The sequence below is a fragment of the Pseudomonas sp. AC070 genome, assembly GCF_979258635.1.
This window is the reverse complement of record NZ_OZ409871.1, coordinates 702,473-717,500: the sequence shown is the minus strand read 5'-3', so window position 1 is coordinate 717,500 and position 15,028 is coordinate 702,473. Positions and strand designations below refer to the sequence as shown.

At 61.4% G+C, this 15,028-nt stretch carries 14 protein-coding genes (1 of these 14 only partly in view); 8 read left to right on the top strand and 6 right to left on the bottom strand.

What is annotated here, in order from left to right:
• On the bottom strand, positions 1 to 139 hold the 5' end (the start) of the coding sequence (locus tag ACZZ0Q_RS03065) for a YihY/virulence factor BrkB family protein (protein ID WP_463540121.1). It extends 758 nt beyond the left edge of the window; the window shows 139 of its 897 coding nt (coding positions 1-139); the start codon lies at positions 137 to 139; the stop codon falls past the left edge of the window.
• A 184-nt stretch (positions 140 to 323) separates the two neighbouring features.
• On the opposite strand from ACZZ0Q_RS03065, the gene ACZZ0Q_RS03060 reads away from it, so the two are divergent.
• Complete coding sequence (locus tag ACZZ0Q_RS03060) at positions 324 to 668, top strand: zinc ribbon domain-containing protein YjdM (RefSeq protein WP_122493177.1); 345 nt, start codon at positions 324 to 326, stop codon at positions 666 to 668.
• A gap of 38 nt (positions 669 to 706) precedes the next feature.
• Here ACZZ0Q_RS03060 and ACZZ0Q_RS03055 read toward each other — a convergent pair whose 3' ends face one another.
• Entirely contained in the window at positions 707 to 1,510 is an 804-nt protein-coding gene (locus ACZZ0Q_RS03055) for a hypothetical protein (protein WP_463540122.1), read from the bottom strand.
• 306 nt (positions 1,511 to 1,816) lie between these two features.
• On the opposite strand from ACZZ0Q_RS03055, the gene ACZZ0Q_RS03050 reads away from it, so the two are divergent.
• The 4 genes from ACZZ0Q_RS03050 (at position 1,817) to ACZZ0Q_RS03035 (ending at position 6,338) form a co-directional block, all read left to right on the top strand.
• Positions 1,817 to 2,824 carry a transporter gene (locus ACZZ0Q_RS03050; protein WP_463540123.1) on the top strand — a complete coding sequence of 336 codons (1,008 nt, stop codon included), beginning with the start codon at positions 1,817 to 1,819 and terminating at the stop codon, positions 2,822 to 2,824.
• A gap of 91 nt (positions 2,825 to 2,915) precedes the next feature.
• Positions 2,916 to 3,827: a polyphosphate kinase 2 gene (ppk2, locus tag ACZZ0Q_RS03045; RefSeq protein WP_463560273.1), complete on the top strand. Its 912-nt coding sequence runs from the start codon at positions 2,916 to 2,918 to the stop codon at positions 3,825 to 3,827.
• A 428-nt stretch (positions 3,828 to 4,255) separates the two neighbouring features.
• The gene (locus ACZZ0Q_RS03040) at positions 4,256 to 5,869 is read left to right on the top strand and encodes an inorganic phosphate transporter (protein WP_463540124.1); all 1,614 of its coding nucleotides are present in this window, start codon (positions 4,256 to 4,258) and stop codon (positions 5,867 to 5,869) included.
• A 121-nt stretch (positions 5,870 to 5,990) separates the two neighbouring features.
• Positions 5,991 to 6,338, top strand: a complete 348-nt coding sequence (locus ACZZ0Q_RS03035; RefSeq protein ID WP_463540125.1) for a lysozyme inhibitor LprI family protein — start codon at positions 5,991 to 5,993, stop codon at positions 6,336 to 6,338.
• A gap of 96 nt (positions 6,339 to 6,434) precedes the next feature.
• On the opposite strand, the gene ACZZ0Q_RS03030 is transcribed toward ACZZ0Q_RS03035, so the two are convergent.
• The 3 genes from ACZZ0Q_RS03030 to aptA all read right to left on the bottom strand — a co-directional run bounded on the left by ACZZ0Q_RS03030 (position 6,435) and on the right by aptA (position 9,634).
• Positions 6,435 to 7,931: a CoA-acylating methylmalonate-semialdehyde dehydrogenase gene (locus ACZZ0Q_RS03030; RefSeq protein WP_122449756.1), complete on the bottom strand. Its 1,497-nt coding sequence runs from the start codon at positions 7,929 to 7,931 to the stop codon at positions 6,435 to 6,437.
• A gap of 64 nt (positions 7,932 to 7,995) precedes the next feature.
• A complete protein-coding gene (locus ACZZ0Q_RS03025) occupies positions 7,996 to 8,283 on the bottom strand; it encodes a cupin domain-containing protein (protein WP_463383852.1) in 288 nt (95 codons plus the stop codon).
• A 4-nt stretch (positions 8,284 to 8,287) separates the two neighbouring features.
• Positions 8,288 to 9,634: an omega-aminotransferase AptA gene (gene aptA / locus ACZZ0Q_RS03020; RefSeq protein ID WP_122493183.1), complete on the bottom strand. Its 1,347-nt coding sequence runs from the start codon at positions 9,632 to 9,634 to the stop codon at positions 8,288 to 8,290.
• A 193-nt stretch (positions 9,635 to 9,827) separates the two neighbouring features.
• Here aptA and ACZZ0Q_RS03015 point away from each other — a divergent pair, with 193 nt between their 5' ends.
• The 3 genes from ACZZ0Q_RS03015 (at position 9,828) to ACZZ0Q_RS03005 (ending at position 13,402) form a co-directional block, all read left to right on the top strand.
• On the top strand, positions 9,828 to 10,748 hold the full coding sequence (locus ACZZ0Q_RS03015) for a LysR family transcriptional regulator (RefSeq protein ID WP_463540126.1): 921 nt from the start codon (positions 9,828 to 9,830) through the stop codon (positions 10,746 to 10,748).
• A 303-nt stretch (positions 10,749 to 11,051) separates the two neighbouring features.
• Positions 11,052 to 11,870, top strand: coding sequence for an outer membrane protein OmpK (locus ACZZ0Q_RS03010; RefSeq protein ID WP_463540127.1), 819 nt, complete (start codon positions 11,052 to 11,054; stop codon positions 11,868 to 11,870).
• Between the two features lie 170 nt (positions 11,871 to 12,040).
• Positions 12,041 to 13,402: a uracil-xanthine permease family protein gene (locus ACZZ0Q_RS03005; protein WP_463540128.1), complete on the top strand. Its 1,362-nt coding sequence runs from the start codon at positions 12,041 to 12,043 to the stop codon at positions 13,400 to 13,402.
• A gap of 96 nt (positions 13,403 to 13,498) precedes the next feature.
• On the opposite strand, the gene ACZZ0Q_RS03000 is transcribed toward ACZZ0Q_RS03005, so the two are convergent.
• Positions 13,499 to 14,935, bottom strand: coding sequence for an amidohydrolase family protein (locus ACZZ0Q_RS03000; protein WP_463540129.1), 1,437 nt, complete (start codon positions 14,933 to 14,935; stop codon positions 13,499 to 13,501).
• Positions 14,936 to 15,028: the final 93 nt, after the last annotated feature.

Below are 15,028 nucleotides of genomic sequence, written 5' to 3'. Positions count from 1 at the left end.
ACAAAAATGGGAATAAAGAGAAGAACAGCTGGAAGGCCAGCGCCGATGCGTAAGTCGGCAACTCATCATCAAGAAAGTCGACCACCGTGCACTTGATGATTTCCCAGAAGGAAACACCGCGCAGATCCGGTAAAAACATGCTCAACCCCCGTCCGTTAGCGACTCGCAACACACGCGAAAGCGCGCAGCGTCCTGGGCTTTTGAGCACGCGGCTGGCAAATCGGTTCGTGTAAAAATACGCGCCACTTAGCCGGCCAACCGAAACGGGGGAAAAACCCTATACACTATGCGGCCTTTTTTAGCGGTCTGAAGCCGAGGTTCCCGTGAGCACGTTGCCACCCTGCCCGAAATGCAATTCCGAATTCACTTATGAAGATGGCCAGCAACTGGTCTGCCCGGAATGCGCCCACGAATGGTCGGCCACTGCGGCAACGGACACAGGCGGCGAGAGCGATAAGGTCATCAAGGATGCCGTCGGCAACGTCCTGCAAGACGGCGACTCGGTCAGCGTGATCAAAGACCTCAAGGTCAAAGGCACGTCGCTGGTGGTCAAGGTCGGCACCAAAGTGAAGAACATCCGCCTGTGCGACGGCGACCACGACATCGACTGCAAAATCGACGGCATCGGCCCGATGAAGCTGAAGTCCGAATTCGTCAAAAAGGTCTAACCACTTTCGGGCGGCCTACCGCGCCGCCCTACCCCGCCTTACTGCACCGGCAAGAAATTCATAAACAGCAGCCCCTGCGCATAACTCACCCCCAGCCGCCGATAGCGCTCATCGAGTACATCGGTGAGCAGGTCCAGGCGCGCCACGATCTTGCCGAACTCCACGGCAAAACTCAGGTTGCGCACATCGGGCGACAGCTCGTTCGACAGCAGCCACGGGTTGCCCTTCAAGTCGTTGCGACTGGCGAGCATCCACGTCGCCTTCTCAATATTGCGCGCGGCGTTGTGGATAAATTGCGGGTCGAGTTCATCGGTCATATAGAACTCGGTGCGCCCGCCATGGGCGGCGATCAACATACTGCCCAGCGCATAAACGAAGCCGCCGACCCGATCGCCCTTGTAGTCCACGCTCAAGGCGTAGCTCAGCGCTTCAACGTCTTTTCGGCCGCCGAGTTCGGGTAAGGGAAGGTCTTTTTCGATAGCCAGCTGCACCTGTTTTTCCGCTTCTTCAAGCGTCGGTAAACCGGTCTTGCGCCACTCGCGCGGATTGCGGCGGTAGAGTTTGTCCATCAGGCGATAGAGGGTATTGAGGTTGTTGCGCATACCAATGGTGGCCATGCGGTCGGTGTGCGTCTGGAAGAACTCGCCCGGCTTTACCGCGCTTTTATTGCCCACAATCGAGTCGTGGTCCTGGTGCGTGGCGCAGCCAGAAACCAGCAAGCTCAGCACTAACGCCCAACCGCGCAATGCCCACCGCCCCGCGCCAGCTTCGTTGCGAAGGCTTGCGCGCCGCCGGGCGCCACTTGCTAGCAGATTGATCCAATCCATGCGTCGTACAGTCATCCGCTCAGGTGCTGTGCAGTGCAACTAGCTCAACGCTAGCAATAAAAATGCCGTGCCTGGTTATTTTTTAGACACCCCCGCCGCGCATGCCTCACGTCACGGCCTCAGGGTCTGACCGACAAGTCGCGCAGAGGTTGCGCTGCCTGGCGAAACGCTGTGCTTGCAGCACTGGCGACACCCCCATGCGCCGACTTCGATTCGTCATCAGACGGTCATAAAACCTGCGCAAGCTGCTTTGCGTCCGCACGCCAACATCACCCGTCGGTTACCGATCCTCCCAGCGTTCTGTTACAGCAGTGAGCCGCCATGAATCACACCCTCGAGGTTCCAGACCTGTTTGGTCTGCTCTATGGCTTTCGTTTTCGCCCGGGCGAGCGCGGCGAGGAAATCGACTCAAGCGCCGCCCTGTCCTGGCTTCAAGCGCCCAGCGATGACGGCGAATTCCTCTGGCTGCACCTCAACCTGGCCCACGCAGCCTGTGAACGCTGGATGATGGCGCACCTCGACTTGCCGGAATATTTCTTCGAAAGCCTGCGCGAAGGCTCGCGCTCTACACGCTTGGAGCACGTGGACTCGGCGCTGTTGGCGGTGGTCAACGACGTGGTATTCAACTTCGACATGGTCAGCACCGACATCTCCACCCTGTGGGTCTGCGCACGGAGCCGCTTGCTGGTCACTGCTCGCCTGCAACCGCTGCGCTCGGTCGACAAGCTGCGTTCCTCAGTGAAACGCGGGGAACATTTCCGCTCGCCGCTGGAGGTGCTGGTTCACCTGTTGCGCGATCAAGGTGACGTGCTCACTGGCATCGTCCGCGAAACCAGCATCAGCGTGGACGGCATCGAAGACCAACTGCTCGCCTCGCGCCTCAACAGCAACCGCGCCGACCTCGGCACCAAGCGCCGCGTGCTGGTTCGTCTGCAACGCCTGCTGGCCCTGGAGCCGGGTTCGCTGATGCGCCTGCTCAACCGCCCGCCCGACTGGCTGCAAGAAGACGACGTGCGCGAACTGCGTGAAGCGACCGAAGAATTCACCCTGGTCATCAGCGACCTCACCGCCCTCGGCGAGCGAATCAAATTGCTGCAGGAAGAAATCGTCGCCCAGCTCAACGAACAAAGTAACCGCACGCTGTTCACCCTCACCGTGGTCACCGTGCTGGCCCTGCCGATCAACATCATTGCCGGTTTTTTCGGCATGAACGTCGGCGGCATTCCGTTGGCCGATGACGCCGAAGGTTTCTGGATTCTGGTGGCGCTGGTGGCCACGTTCACGGCGCTGGCAGGACGCTGGGCCTTTCGCAAACGCAGTGATTACTAGCGCGCTGCGCTGTCATCCGCCTGCCATGCCTACGCTCTAGCATCGGCAGCCCAGCCCACCTACGCCCCGCTCTCCCACCTGAGGTGCAGACATGACCAACGACCAGCTGATGCAACGCATCCACCGTGAGTTGCAGGACTACGGCGACGAAGCATTGGAATTGGAACTGCTCGAAGACGGCCAAGATCTCGACGAACTGTTCCAAGGCCGCCCCGAAGACAGCGAAGCCAAGCGCGCCCGCAAGCGGTACTTCAGCGAACTGTTTCGCCTGCAAGGTGAGCTGGTGAAGCTGCAGAGTTGGGTGGTGAAAACCGGGCACAAAGTGGTGATTCTGTTTGAAGGTCGCGACGCGGCTGGCAAAGGTGGCGTGATCAAGCGCATCACCCAGCGCCTCAACCCACGCGTGTGCCGAGTAGCCGCGTTGCCCGCACCGAACGACCGTGAACAAACGCAGTGGTACTTCCAGCGCTACGTTTCGCACCTGCCCGCGGCGGGTGAAATCGTGCTGTTCGACCGCAGCTGGTACAACCGCGCGGGCGTCGAGCGGGTGATGGGCTTTTGCAACGACGAGCAATACGAAGAATTCTTCCGCAGCGTGCCCGAATTCGAACGCATGCTCGCGCGCTCGGGCATTCAGCTGATCAAATACTGGTTCTCCATTTCCGACAGCGAACAGCACCTGCGCTTCCTGGCGCGCATTCACGACCCGCTCAAGCAATGGAAACTCAGCCCCATGGACCTGGAATCGCGCCGCCGCTGGGAGGCGTACACCAAGGCCAAGGAAATCATGCTCGAACGCACCCACATCCAAGAAGCGCCCTGGTGGGTGGTTCAGGCCGACGACAAGAAAAAAGCACGGTTGAATTGCATTAACCACCTGCTGAGCCAGATGCCGTACGAGGAAGTGGAGCACCCGCCGGTAGAACTGCCGCAGCGGTTGCGGCATGACGACTATGTGAGGAATCCGACGCCATCGAGCATTATTGTGCCGCAGGCGTATTGAGGGGGAGCGTCGATGGCTGGGGGGCATAACGCCGAGTGCGCAGCCCCACCCGTCATCCTCGCGCACGCGGGGATCTAGGCTCGTTCAGGTATCGTCGCCCGACGCACAAACACCCGTCATCCCCGCGAAGGCGGGGATCCAGAATCTTGCAGGTTACTCCGTCCGATCCGAAAGACTGGATTCCGAATCGTCGGACCGCCGCCTGTGCGGGAATGACGGTGGTCTTGGCTAATGTCGTCGGTAATGGCCAACACACCCGTCATCCTCGCGCACGCGGGGATCCAGAGTTTTTCAGGTAACTCCGTCCAATCCAGGCTCTACCCCCAACCCATATCCCCTACAAACAACCAACGCCCCCCCCGAAACACAATCTGTAACATCCAAACAGAATAGTGATCAGGTCTCCCTTCCCCAAGGACGCCCTTCACATGAACAGCCCCTCCTATGCCGGCGATGTTTCAATCGCGGCAGACGCCAAGCCCAAGCTAAACCGTACCCACGGCAAGGGCACCAAACTGGCTTTCTTCTCTATCCTGATCCTCGGCCTGGTCTACAGCGCGTATAGCCTGTTCCACGACGTCGACGAAGCCGGCACCGTCGTCACTACCTGGACACCCTTCGTGCTGCTGGGCATCGCGTTGCTGATCGCCCTGGGCTTCGAGTTCGTCAACGGTTTGCACGACACGGCCAACGCCGTAGCCACGGTGATTTACACCCATTCGCTGCCGCCGCAGTTCGCGGTGTTGTGGTCCGGGTGTTTCAATTTTCTCGGGGTGCTGGTGTCCAGCGGCGCGGTGGCGTTCGGGATTATTGCCTTGCTGCCCGTGGAGCTGATTCTGCAGGTGGGCTCGTCCGCCGGGTTTGCCATGGTGTTCGCCCTGCTGATCGCCGCCATCATCTGGAACCTCGGCACGTGGTGGCTGGGGTTGCCGGCGTCGTCTTCGCACACGCTGATCGGCTCGATCATCGGCGTGGGCATCGCCAACGCGCTGATGCACGGCCGCGACGGCGCCAGCGGGGTGGACTGGGCGCAAGCGACGAAAGTTGGCTACTCGCTGCTGCTCTCGCCCTTGATCGGCTTTGGCTGCGCCGCGCTGCTGCTGCTGGCCCTGCGTGCGCTGGTGAAGAACCGCGAGCTGTACCAGGCGCCTAAAGGCAACACGCCGCCGCCGTGGTGGATTCGCGGCATGTTGATTCTGACCTGCACTGGCGTGTCGTTCGCCCACGGTTCCAACGATGGGCAGAAGGGCATGGGCCTGATCATGCTGATCCTGATCGGCACGCTGCCCATGGCCTATGCACTCAACCGCGCCATGCCGGAAAGCCAGGTCGAACAGTTCACCGCACTGGCACAGGTGACGCAGCAGGCGCTGGTCAAGGTCGCCCCGCAACCGGCCCCGCAAGACCCGCGCGCCACGCTCTCGGAATACGTGCGCAGCAAACAGGTCACGCCCGAGCTGATTCCGGCCCTGGCCTCGCTCGCCGGTTCAATCGGCGCGCAAGTGAAAAGCTACGGTTCCCTGGCCCAGGTGCCAGCGGCGGCGGTGTCGAACGTGCGTAACGACATGTACCTCACCTCCGAAGCCATTCGCTTTATGGACAAAGACAAAGTCGGCGGCTTCGACACCGCCACGCAAAACACCTTGCTGGCGTTCAAGAAGCAAATCGACGACTCCACCAAGTTCATCCCGCTGTGGGTGAAAATTGCCGTGGCCATTGCCCTGGGCCTCGGCACCATGGTCGGCTGGAAACGCATTGTGGTTACCGTCGGCGAGAAAATTGGCAAAACCCACCTCACCTACGCCCAAGGCGCTTCGGCGGAATTAGTGGCCATGGTGACCATCGGCGCGGCCGACGTGTATGGCCTGCCGGTATCCACCACCCATGTGTTGTCATCCGGTGTGGCGGGCACCATGGCCGCCAATGGCTCCGGCCTGCAGATGCGCACGATCCGCAACTTGCTCATGGCTTGGGTGCTGACCTTGCCGGTCGCCATCCTGTTGTCGGGCAGCCTGTATTGGTTGTTCACCTTCTTGTTTTAACCGCGCTCCCCCGCGTATTGCCGCCCTTTCACTGTGCAAGGGCGGCTTTTTTATTCGTCTGCGCCGCGCAGCGCCTATGCTTCACATTCGGGCGCACGTGTTCGCCCGGTAAGGAGCTTGTATGCTACGACGCCTCGCTGTTTTGCTGCTGTGTGGCAGTTTGATCGGTGCAACGCCGGTGTCCTACGAAGCCAGCAAAGCGCAGTTGGCGACGCTGTACGCCACCTTGAAAACCCTGCTGCAAAGCACCCCGATTCACCGCAAGCAACTCATCAACACCCAGCGCTCCTGGCGAGCCTTTCGTGATGCCGAATGCGAGTTCGTCACCATCGATGACGAACAAAACAATGAACACATCGACAGTTATCGCCAGTGCGCCGAAAGCATGACCTTGGCGCGGATTCGGGCGCTGCAGCATTACCTGCACTGCGCCGAAACCGGCACGGACTGCACCGTGGCGCCGCCCTGATTGGCAACGCGCCGGCGCCGCTAAACCGGCCGACCGCGCATAAAAAAAGGCCCGTCAAATGACGGGCCTTTTCACATGCCGATACAGCGAACGCGCTTAGCCGTTGCTTGGGAACGCGAACTGCGCGGCTTCATGGGAAGCACGTTGCGGCCAACGCTGGGTGATCGCTTTGCGACGGGTGTAAAAACGCACACCGTCCGGGCCGTAGGCGTGCAGGTCGCCAAACAGCGAGCGCTTCCAGCCGCCGAAGCTGTGGTAAGCCACCGGCACTGGCAACGGCACGTTGACGCCAACCATGCCCACTTCGATCTCGTCGCAGAACAGACGCGCCGCTTCACCGTCACGGGTGAAGATGCAGGTGCCGTTGCCGTATTCGTGATCGTTGATCAACTGCATGGCCGCTTCCAGGCTGCCGACGCGAACGATGCACAGCACAGGGCCGAAGATCTCGTCGGTGTAGATGGTCATGTCAGTTTTAACGTTGTCGAACAGGCTACCGCCGAGGAAGAAGCCGTCTTCGTTGCCGGCCACTTTCAGGTTGCGACCGTCCACCAGCAAGGTCGCGCCAGCGGCCACACCGGCGTCGATGTAACCGGCCACTTTGTCACGGGCAGCAGCGGTAACCAGCGGGCCCATGTCCAGGCCGCACGAGGTGCCGGCACCGATTTTCAGCGCCTTGATTTGCGGCACGATTTTCTCGACCAGCGCGTCGGCAATCTGATCGCCCACGCACACTGCCACCGAAATCGCCATGCAGCGCTCGCCGCACGAACCGTACGCTGCACCCATCAGCGCGCTGACGGCATTGTCCAGGTCGGCATCGGGCATCAGCACGGCGTGGTTTTTCGCGCCGCCCAGCGCCTGAACGCGCTTGCCGCGCTTGGTGCCTTCGGAATAGATGTACTCGGCAATCGGCGTCGAACCCACGAAACTCAGGGCTTTCACTTCTGGCGCTTCGATCAGCGCATCTACCGCTTCCTTGTCGCCGTGCACCACGTTCAACACGCCCTTCGGCAAGCCGGCCTGATTCAGCAGTTCGGCAATGAACAAGGTAGAGCTTGGGTCACGCTCGGACGGTTTGAGGATGAAGCAGTTGCCGCACACGATGGCCAGCGGGTACATCCACAACGGCACCATGGCCGGGAAGTTGAACGGGGTAATACCGGCGACCACGCCCACTGGCTGGAAGTCGCTCCAGGCGTCGATGTTCGGGCCGACGTTGCGGTTGTATTCGCCTTTGAGAATTTCCGGCGCGCCGCAGGCGTATTCCACGTTTTCGATGCCGCGCTTCAGTTCGCCAGCCGCGTCTTCGAGGGTTTTGCCGTGCTCTTCGCTGATCATCTGCGAAATTTTCGCTTCGTTCTGCTCCAGCAATTGCTTGAAGCGGAACATCACCTGGGCGCGTTTGGCCGGTGGCGTGTTACGCCAGGCCGGGAACGCGGCTTTGCCGGCGTCGATGGCTTGTTGCACGGTGGCGCGGCTGGCCAACGGCACCTTGTGAATGGCTTCGCCGGTCGAGGGGTTGTACACGTCGGCGGTGCGACCGGTGTCGGTCACAAACTGGCCGTTGATCAAATGCTGGATGGTGCTCATACAAAACTCCCTTATCGAATGCTGCGGCGTCTGGCGCCTGGCCCGTGCTCGAACAGCACGAAGCCTATTTAATTTCGGTCTCGATGAAGACGATCTCGTGGTCACTGGCGTTGATCACATTGTGTTCAACGCCGGCCTTGCGGAAGTACGCCTGGCCGGCTTTGAGCGGCGCGTGCTTGTCGCCCTCCGGTGTCTCCAACAGCAGCAGGCCATCGGTCATCGGCACCACCACATAGTCGTAACCGTGGCGGTGCTTGCCGGTTTCGCTGCCGGGCGAAAAACGCCACTCGGTGACAATCACCTCATCGTTATCCACCTGCACAGTGGGCACGGCTTGCACGCGCTGGGTCATGGCTTTAGTCCACGCTATTCAGGGCATCGCCCACCGCGGAGAACACGCGGTCGAGGTCTTCGACCTTGGCGTTGAAGGTTGGCCCGAACTGCAGGGTGTCGCCGCCAAAGCGCACGTAGAAACCGGCTTTCCACAGTTTCATGCCAGCCTCGAACGGTCGGATCACCGGGTCGCCATCACGCGGGGCCAGTTGAATGGCGCCGGCCAGGCCGCAGTTGCGGATGTCGACAATGTGCTTGGCGCCTTTCACGCCGTGCAGCAGCTTGGCGAAGTGCGGGGCCAGTTCAGCCGATTGCTGCACCAGGTTTTCGCGCTTGAGAATTTCCAGCGACGCCAGGCCGGCAGCGCACGCCACCGGGTGAGCCGAGTAGGTGTAGCCGTGGGTGAACTCGACCATATGTTCCGGCGAGGGCTGGTTCATAAAGGTTTGGTAAATCTCGCGGCTGGCGATAACAGCGCCCAGCGGCACGGCACCGTTAGTGATCTGCTTGGCCACGTTCATGATGTCCGGGGTCACGCCGAAGTATTCGGCGCCGGTCCACTTGCCCATGCGGCCGAAGGCGGTGATCACTTCGTCAAAAATCAGCAGGATGTTGTGCTGTGTACAAATTTCACGCAGGCGTTGCAGGTAGCCCACCGGCGGCACGATCACGCCAGCCGAACCGGACATCGGCTCAACGATCACAGCCGCGATGTTCGAGGCGTCGTGCAACTCGATCAGTTTCAGCAGTTCGTTGGCCAGCTCCACGCCACCGGTTTGCGCAGCGCCTTCGGTGAAGGCCATACCCGGTTGCAGGGTGTGCGGAAGATGGTCGACGTCCATCAACTGCCCGTACATCTTGCGGTTGCCGCCGATGCCGCCAAGGCTGGTGCCGGCGATGTTCACACCGTGGTAACCACGGGCGCGGCCGATGAATTTGGTTTTGCTCGCCTGGCCTTTCAGGCGCCAGTAGGCCTTGGCCATTTTCACCGAGGTGTCGGCGCTTTCGGAGCCGGAACCGGTGAAGAACACGTGCTTGAGGTCGCCGGGCATCAGCTCGACCATTTCCTCAGCCAATTTGAACGACAGCGCGTGGCCGTACTGGAAGCCTGGGGAGTAATCCAACACACCGAGTTGCTTGCCCACCGCCTCGGCAATTTCCTTGCGCGAGTGCCCGGCGCCGCAGGTCCACAGACCCGACAGGCTGTCGTAAATCTTGCGGCCTTGGTCGTCCACCAGCCAGCTGCCTTCAGCCGACACGATAAAACGCGGGTCGCGCTGGAAGTTACGGTTAGCGGTAAACGGCATCCAGTGCGCGTCCAGCTTGAGCTGGCTGGCCAAGGATGGCTGGGCGGTTTGCGGCATGTTCATTTAATGGCCTCGCATGGATTGTTCGGTTTTCCGTAGGAGCCAGCTTGCTGGCGGATGCTGTTTCCAGGGTTCGCCAGCAAGCTGGCTCCTACATCAACGACGGGTAGCTGTTGTGCTTGCGAGCAAAGGTGCCATGGGCATAAAGTCTGAAAAACCCGATTCTTCTAATTTTCAGATTGGCATTCACTAAACTATGAGCACCCGCCGCCCCGACCCGCTGGCCCAGGTCAGTGACTTTGATATCCGCCTGCTGCGCATCTTTCGCAGCGTGGTGGAATGCGGCGGCTTTTCCGCCGCTGAAAGCGTGCTGGGCATTGGCCGCTCGGCCATCAGTCAGCAAATGAGCGACCTCGAACAGCGCCTCGGCTTGCGCCTGTGCCAACGGGGCCGCGCCGGGTTTGCGCTGACCGAAGAAGGCCGCGAGGTGTATCAGTCTTCGCTGCAATTGCTCAGCGCCCTGGAAAGTTTTCGCACCGAGGTCAACGGCCTGCACCAGCACCTGCGCGGCGAGCTGAACATTGGCCTGACCGACAACCTGGTGACGCTGCCGCACATGCGCATCACCAACGCGCTGGCCCAATTAAAAGAACGCGGGCCGGATGTGCACATTCAAATCCGCATGACCCCGCCCAGTGAAGTGGAGCAAGGCGTGCTCGACGGCCGCCTGCACGTGGGCGTGGTTCCGCAGGCGACGACGCTGTCCGGCCTGGAATACCAGCCCTTATATGAAGAACGCTCGCTGCTCTACTGCGCGGTCGGCCATCCATTGTTCTACGCCGCCGATGACCAACTCAGCGACGAGCGCCTGAACGTACAAGACGCCATCGCCCCCACCTTCCGCCTGCCGCCCGAGATCCAGGCCCAGTACCAAGTGCTGAAAGCCACCGCCAGCGCCTCGGACCGTGAAGGCATGGCGTTTCTGATTCTCACCGGGCGCTATATCGGCTACCTGCCGGATCACTACGCCAGCTTCTGGGTGCAGCAAGGCCGGCTGCGCGCGCTGAAACCGTCGAGCCGTTTCTACGACCTGAGCCTGGCCTCGGTCACGCGCAAAGGCCGTCGCCCGCACCTGGTACTGGAAAGTTTTCTGGAAGCCCTCGCCGCCACCACCTGAGGCGCCCCGCTTCAGTGCACGGCGGGCGCCATGACGATGCAGCCCGCCGTTCTTCGACCCACCGGTCAGTCTGACGGCTTGTCCGTCACCCTTTCAGCAGCGAATGTATGCACCCGCCGACACAAGGCCCGCATCGATTGCGCACAATTGTTGCGAAGTTTTTTCGGCGAATCTGATCACTTGGACAGAAACTTGCAAAGACGAGTGCACCTGACCAAGTGGCCAGGAAAACTAAAACTAGAGTGAAGTCATGCGGGCCACTGCGCTCGTGTGAAGGACGCCTTCCTGGGAGCACACACGCGAATGAATAAAGTCTCTTCCCTGCTGCTTGCCGGCAGCCTCTTGCTGGGCGCCAGCGCCGCTCAAGCCGACGGCCCACTGGTGTGGCAGGACAACAGCATCACGTACCTGTACGGCCGCGACTTCAAAGTGAACCCGGCGATCCAGCAAACCTTCTCGTTCGAACACGCGAGCGGCTGGACCTTCGGCGACCTGTTTATCTTCTTCGACCAGATCAACTACAACGGCACGGAAGATGCCAACGCCGGCAAAAACACCTACTACGGCGAAATCACCCCGCGCCTGTCGTTCAGCAAAATCTTCGACCAGAAAATCGAGTTCGGCCCGCTGAAAGACGTGCTGCTTGCCGGCACCTACGAGCGTGGCGAGAACCGTAACCAAAACTACCTGCTCGGCCCGGCGTTCGACTTCAACCTGCCAGGTTTTGACTACTTCCAGCTGAACTTCTACTACCGCAAACCCGACGGCATCACCAAGAACCCGTCCGGCCAGTGGCAAGTGACGCCGGTGTGGTCGTACACCATTCCGGTGGGCAACTCCGACATCCTTATCGACGGCTACCTCGACTGGGTGTGGAACAACAAAGACGCCACCAGCAGCCGCCCGAACGACCTGCACGCCAACTTCCACTTCAACCCGCAGGTTAAATACGACCTGGGCAAAGCCATGGGCTGGAGCGCGGTCAAACACTTCTACGTAGGTGTGGAATATGACTACTGGAAGAACAAATACGCCATCGATGACAACAGCTTCCTCGGCGACGAAATTCTGCAAGGCACCGACCAGAGCGCCATCAACCTGATCGCCAAAGTGCACTTCTGATCCGCTGTTGCGGCCGCCGCGCCTGAGCAGCGGCTCGCTTTATCGCTTGACCGAAAAACCTCCTTTATTTGCCCATCGGCGCCTGCGCTCATGGGCATTTTTTAGCGACCTAGAATTCTGTAGCCCGGCACGACCAACCGGGCCAACAAGACACTGTGCGAGACCGCCCCATGCAGCCTGAATCCGACAGCAACACCGACCTTATCTACGGCCTGGAAGACCGCCCCGCGCCCGTGCCGGCGTTTTTCGCCGCGCTGCAACATGTGCTTGCCAGCTTTGTCGGCATCATCACCCCGCCGCTGGTAATCGGCTCGGTGCTGGGCCTGGGCGCGCACCTGCCGTACCTGATCAGCATGGCGTTGATGGTCTCGGGCGTCGGGACGTTTATTCAGGCGCGCCGCCCGTTCGGCATCGGCGCCGGCATGATCTGCCTGCAAGGCACCAGCTTCGCTTTCCTCGGCGCCGTGCTGTCGGCCGGCTTTCTGGTGAAGAGCCGCGGCGGTAGCCCGGAAGATGTGTTGGCGATGATTTTTGGCGTGTGCTTTTTCGGCGCCTTTGTGCAGATTGTGCTGAGCCGCATGCTCGGCCAACTGCGCCGGGTGATCACGCCGCTGGTGACCGGCATCGTCATCACGTTGATTGGCGTGAGCTTGATCAAAGTCGGCGTCACCGACCTGGGCGGCGGCTTCAACGCCCCGGACTTCGGCGCCCCAGCCAACCTCGGCCTGGGCGCCCTGGTGCTGCTGACCATCATCGGCCTGAACCGCTCCAGCCGGCCGTGGGTGCGGCTGTCGGCGATCATCATCGGCCTGGCCGTGGGCAGCATTGCCGCCTGGTTCACCGGCAAGCTGGTGCCACAACCGCTGCCGGACTTACCCCTCGTCAGCCTGCCGATCCCGTTCAAATTCGGCTTCGCCTTTGACTGGACTGCTTTTATTCCGGTGGCGCTGATCTACGTGATCAGCACCATCGAAACCGTCGGCGACCTGACTGCCAACAGCATGCTCTCGCGCGAACCAATCGAAGGCCCGCGCTACCTGGCGCGCCTCAAAGGCGGCGTATTGGGCGACGGCGTCAGCTGCATGATCGCCGCCACCTTTAGCGCCTTTCCCAACACCACCTTTGCGCAGAACAACGGCGTGATCCAGATGACCGGCGTCGCCAGCCGTTACGTCGGCCTGTACATCGGCGTGGTGCTGTTTGCCCTTGGCCTGTTCCCCTTGTTGGGCGCCGTGCTGCAACAGATTCCGAAACCGGTACTGGGCGGCGCGACGTTAGTGATGTTCGGCAGCGTGGCCGCGGCCGGCGTGCGCATCCTCGCGCAGTCGCCGCTGGACCGTCGCAGCATGCTCATCATCGCCGCCTCGTTTGGCGTAGGCCTGGGAATCGCCGCGCAACCGACCCTGCTGCACCTGATGCCCAAGCTGGTGCAAAACCTGTTCGACTCGGCCATCACCAGCGGCGGGCTGACGGCGATTGTGTTGAATTTGGTGTTGCCGGAAGAGAAGCGCGCCAAGGCTGTGACCGAGTAAAGGCTAATCGCGGCTAAAGCCGCTCCTACAGATTGTGCTGGCTGTAGGAGCGGCATCAGCCGCGATGGCTGCACCCACCATTTTGAACTGGCCCAATCACCGCCTCACCCCAGCCCGGCGCTGCAATTCCAGCACCGCCACCTGCGCCTGCCGCCCCAGCTCCATCACATCCAACCCCGGCACCTGATCGTCGGCGACCACACGCCGTCCTCCCACCAGCAGCGCCCGCAAACTGGCGCGACCGCCGCTGGCGACGGGCCCAATGGCCATGTCGTGCAAACCGAAGTAGCGCGGGTCGTCGAGCCGGTAGATGGCGATGTCCGCCGCCTTGCCGACTTCCAGCGTGCCGAGATCTTCCAACCCCAACACCTGCGCCCCACCGGCCGTGCCCCAACGCACCACGTCGTCAATGCTGGCCGCATCGGCGCCGCCTTCAAATTGGCCGCCTGCATATTTCGGCTGCGCCAGCTCGCCCTTGCGCGCCCGCTGTAGCAGCCAGGCGGCATGGGTTTCCGAGAGCATGTCGGCCGCTTCATTCGAGGCCGCGCCATCCACGCCGATGGACACCGGCACACCTGCCGCCTCCAGTGCCGGCAAGTCGGCAATGCCGCTGCCCAGGCGGCCGTTGCTTTGCGGGCAATGGGCGATGCCTGTGCCGGTCTGGCCCAGCAATTGAATTTCCTCAGGCAGCAATTTCACCAAGTGGGCGAACCAGACGTCGGAGCCGAGCCAGTCGTACTCCGCGCAAAACTGCACCGGCGTCATGCCGAATTTGGCGCGGGCAGCGTCGAGGTAATCCACGGTTTCAGACAGGTGACTGTGCATGCGCAGGCCCAGCTTGCGCGCCACCGTGGCGGTCTCGCGCAGCTCGGCCGGCGTGGTGGAATGCAAGGTGGTAGTTGGCGCCATCACGATGCGCCGGAAGGCATCGCCAGCAGGGTCGTGGTAGCGCGCGGTAAGGCGCTCGACGTCAGCCAGGTAGTCATCGAGTTTTTCCGGGCGCATGGCTTGCGGCAGGTCGGCTTCCAGCTGCCGCGTCTGCGTGGCGCCACCGCGACAAAGAACAAAACGCAGGCCCAGGGCGTCGGCTTCCTCGAACAGAATCGCCGCGCTATCGAACGGCATGCCGGGGTAATACAGGTAATGGTGATCGGCCACGGTGGCGCAGCCTGAGCGCAGCAACTCGAGCAAACCAATGCGCGCGGCGAGGCGAAAACTGTGCTCGTCAAACGCGCCGCGAAACCGGTACGGCGTCGCCGCCAACCAGGGCGTGAGCGATTGATTCAAACCCTCGGGCTCGCCCTTGAGCAGCGACTGAAACAGGTGGTGATGGGTGTTGATCCAGGCCGGATAAATCACGCAATCACGGGCATCGATCTGCGCTTCGCCTGGCTGCGGTTCAAGGTGGCCGATAGCCGCGATGCGGCCGTCGACAATGCGCATGTCCGGCCCGGCATGGCGCGACTCGGCGCCGCGTTTGCCGGTGAGCATGGCGCTGGCACTGCGGATTAACCAGGAGGTGGTGGCAGTCATTGAGTTCACTCCAAAATCTTCGATCATCGCGGCTAAAGCCCCTCCCACAAGGCAACGTATCTCCCCTGTAGGAGCGGCTTTAGCCGCGAGTTT

Bases quoted from the DNA above. Each gene is read 5' to 3' on its own strand.
- ACZZ0Q_RS03055 (WP_463540122.1), bottom strand. From the start codon at position 1,510: ATGACTGTACGACGCATGGATTGGATCAATCTGCTAGCAAGTGGCGCC.
- ACZZ0Q_RS03050 (WP_463540123.1), top strand. From the start codon at position 1,817: ATGAATCACACCCTCGAGGTTCCAGACCTGTTTGGTCTGCTCTATGGC.
- ppk2 (WP_463560273.1), top strand. From the start codon at position 2,916: ATGACCAACGACCAGCTGATGCAACGCATCCACCGTGAGTTGCAGGAC.
- ACZZ0Q_RS03040 (WP_463540124.1), top strand. From the start codon at position 4,256: ATGAACAGCCCCTCCTATGCCGGCGATGTTTCAATCGCGGCAGACGCC.
- ACZZ0Q_RS03035 (WP_463540125.1), top strand. From the start codon at position 5,991: ATGCTACGACGCCTCGCTGTTTTGCTGCTGTGTGGCAGTTTGATCGGT.
- ACZZ0Q_RS03030 (WP_122449756.1), bottom strand. From the start codon at position 7,931: ATGAGCACCATCCAGCATTTGATCAACGGCCAGTTTGTGACCGACACC.
- ACZZ0Q_RS03025 (WP_463383852.1), bottom strand. From the start codon at position 8,283: ATGACCCAGCGCGTGCAAGCCGTGCCCACTGTGCAGGTGGATAACGAT.
- aptA (WP_122493183.1), bottom strand. From the start codon at position 9,634: ATGAACATGCCGCAAACCGCCCAGCCATCCTTGGCCAGCCAGCTCAAG.
- ACZZ0Q_RS03015 (WP_463540126.1), top strand. From the start codon at position 9,828: ATGAGCACCCGCCGCCCCGACCCGCTGGCCCAGGTCAGTGACTTTGAT.
- ACZZ0Q_RS03010 (WP_463540127.1), top strand. From the start codon at position 11,052: ATGAATAAAGTCTCTTCCCTGCTGCTTGCCGGCAGCCTCTTGCTGGGC.
- ACZZ0Q_RS03005 (WP_463540128.1), top strand. From the start codon at position 12,041: ATGCAGCCTGAATCCGACAGCAACACCGACCTTATCTACGGCCTGGAA.
- ACZZ0Q_RS03000 (WP_463540129.1), bottom strand. From the start codon at position 14,935: ATGACTGCCACCACCTCCTGGTTAATCCGCAGTGCCAGCGCCATGCTC.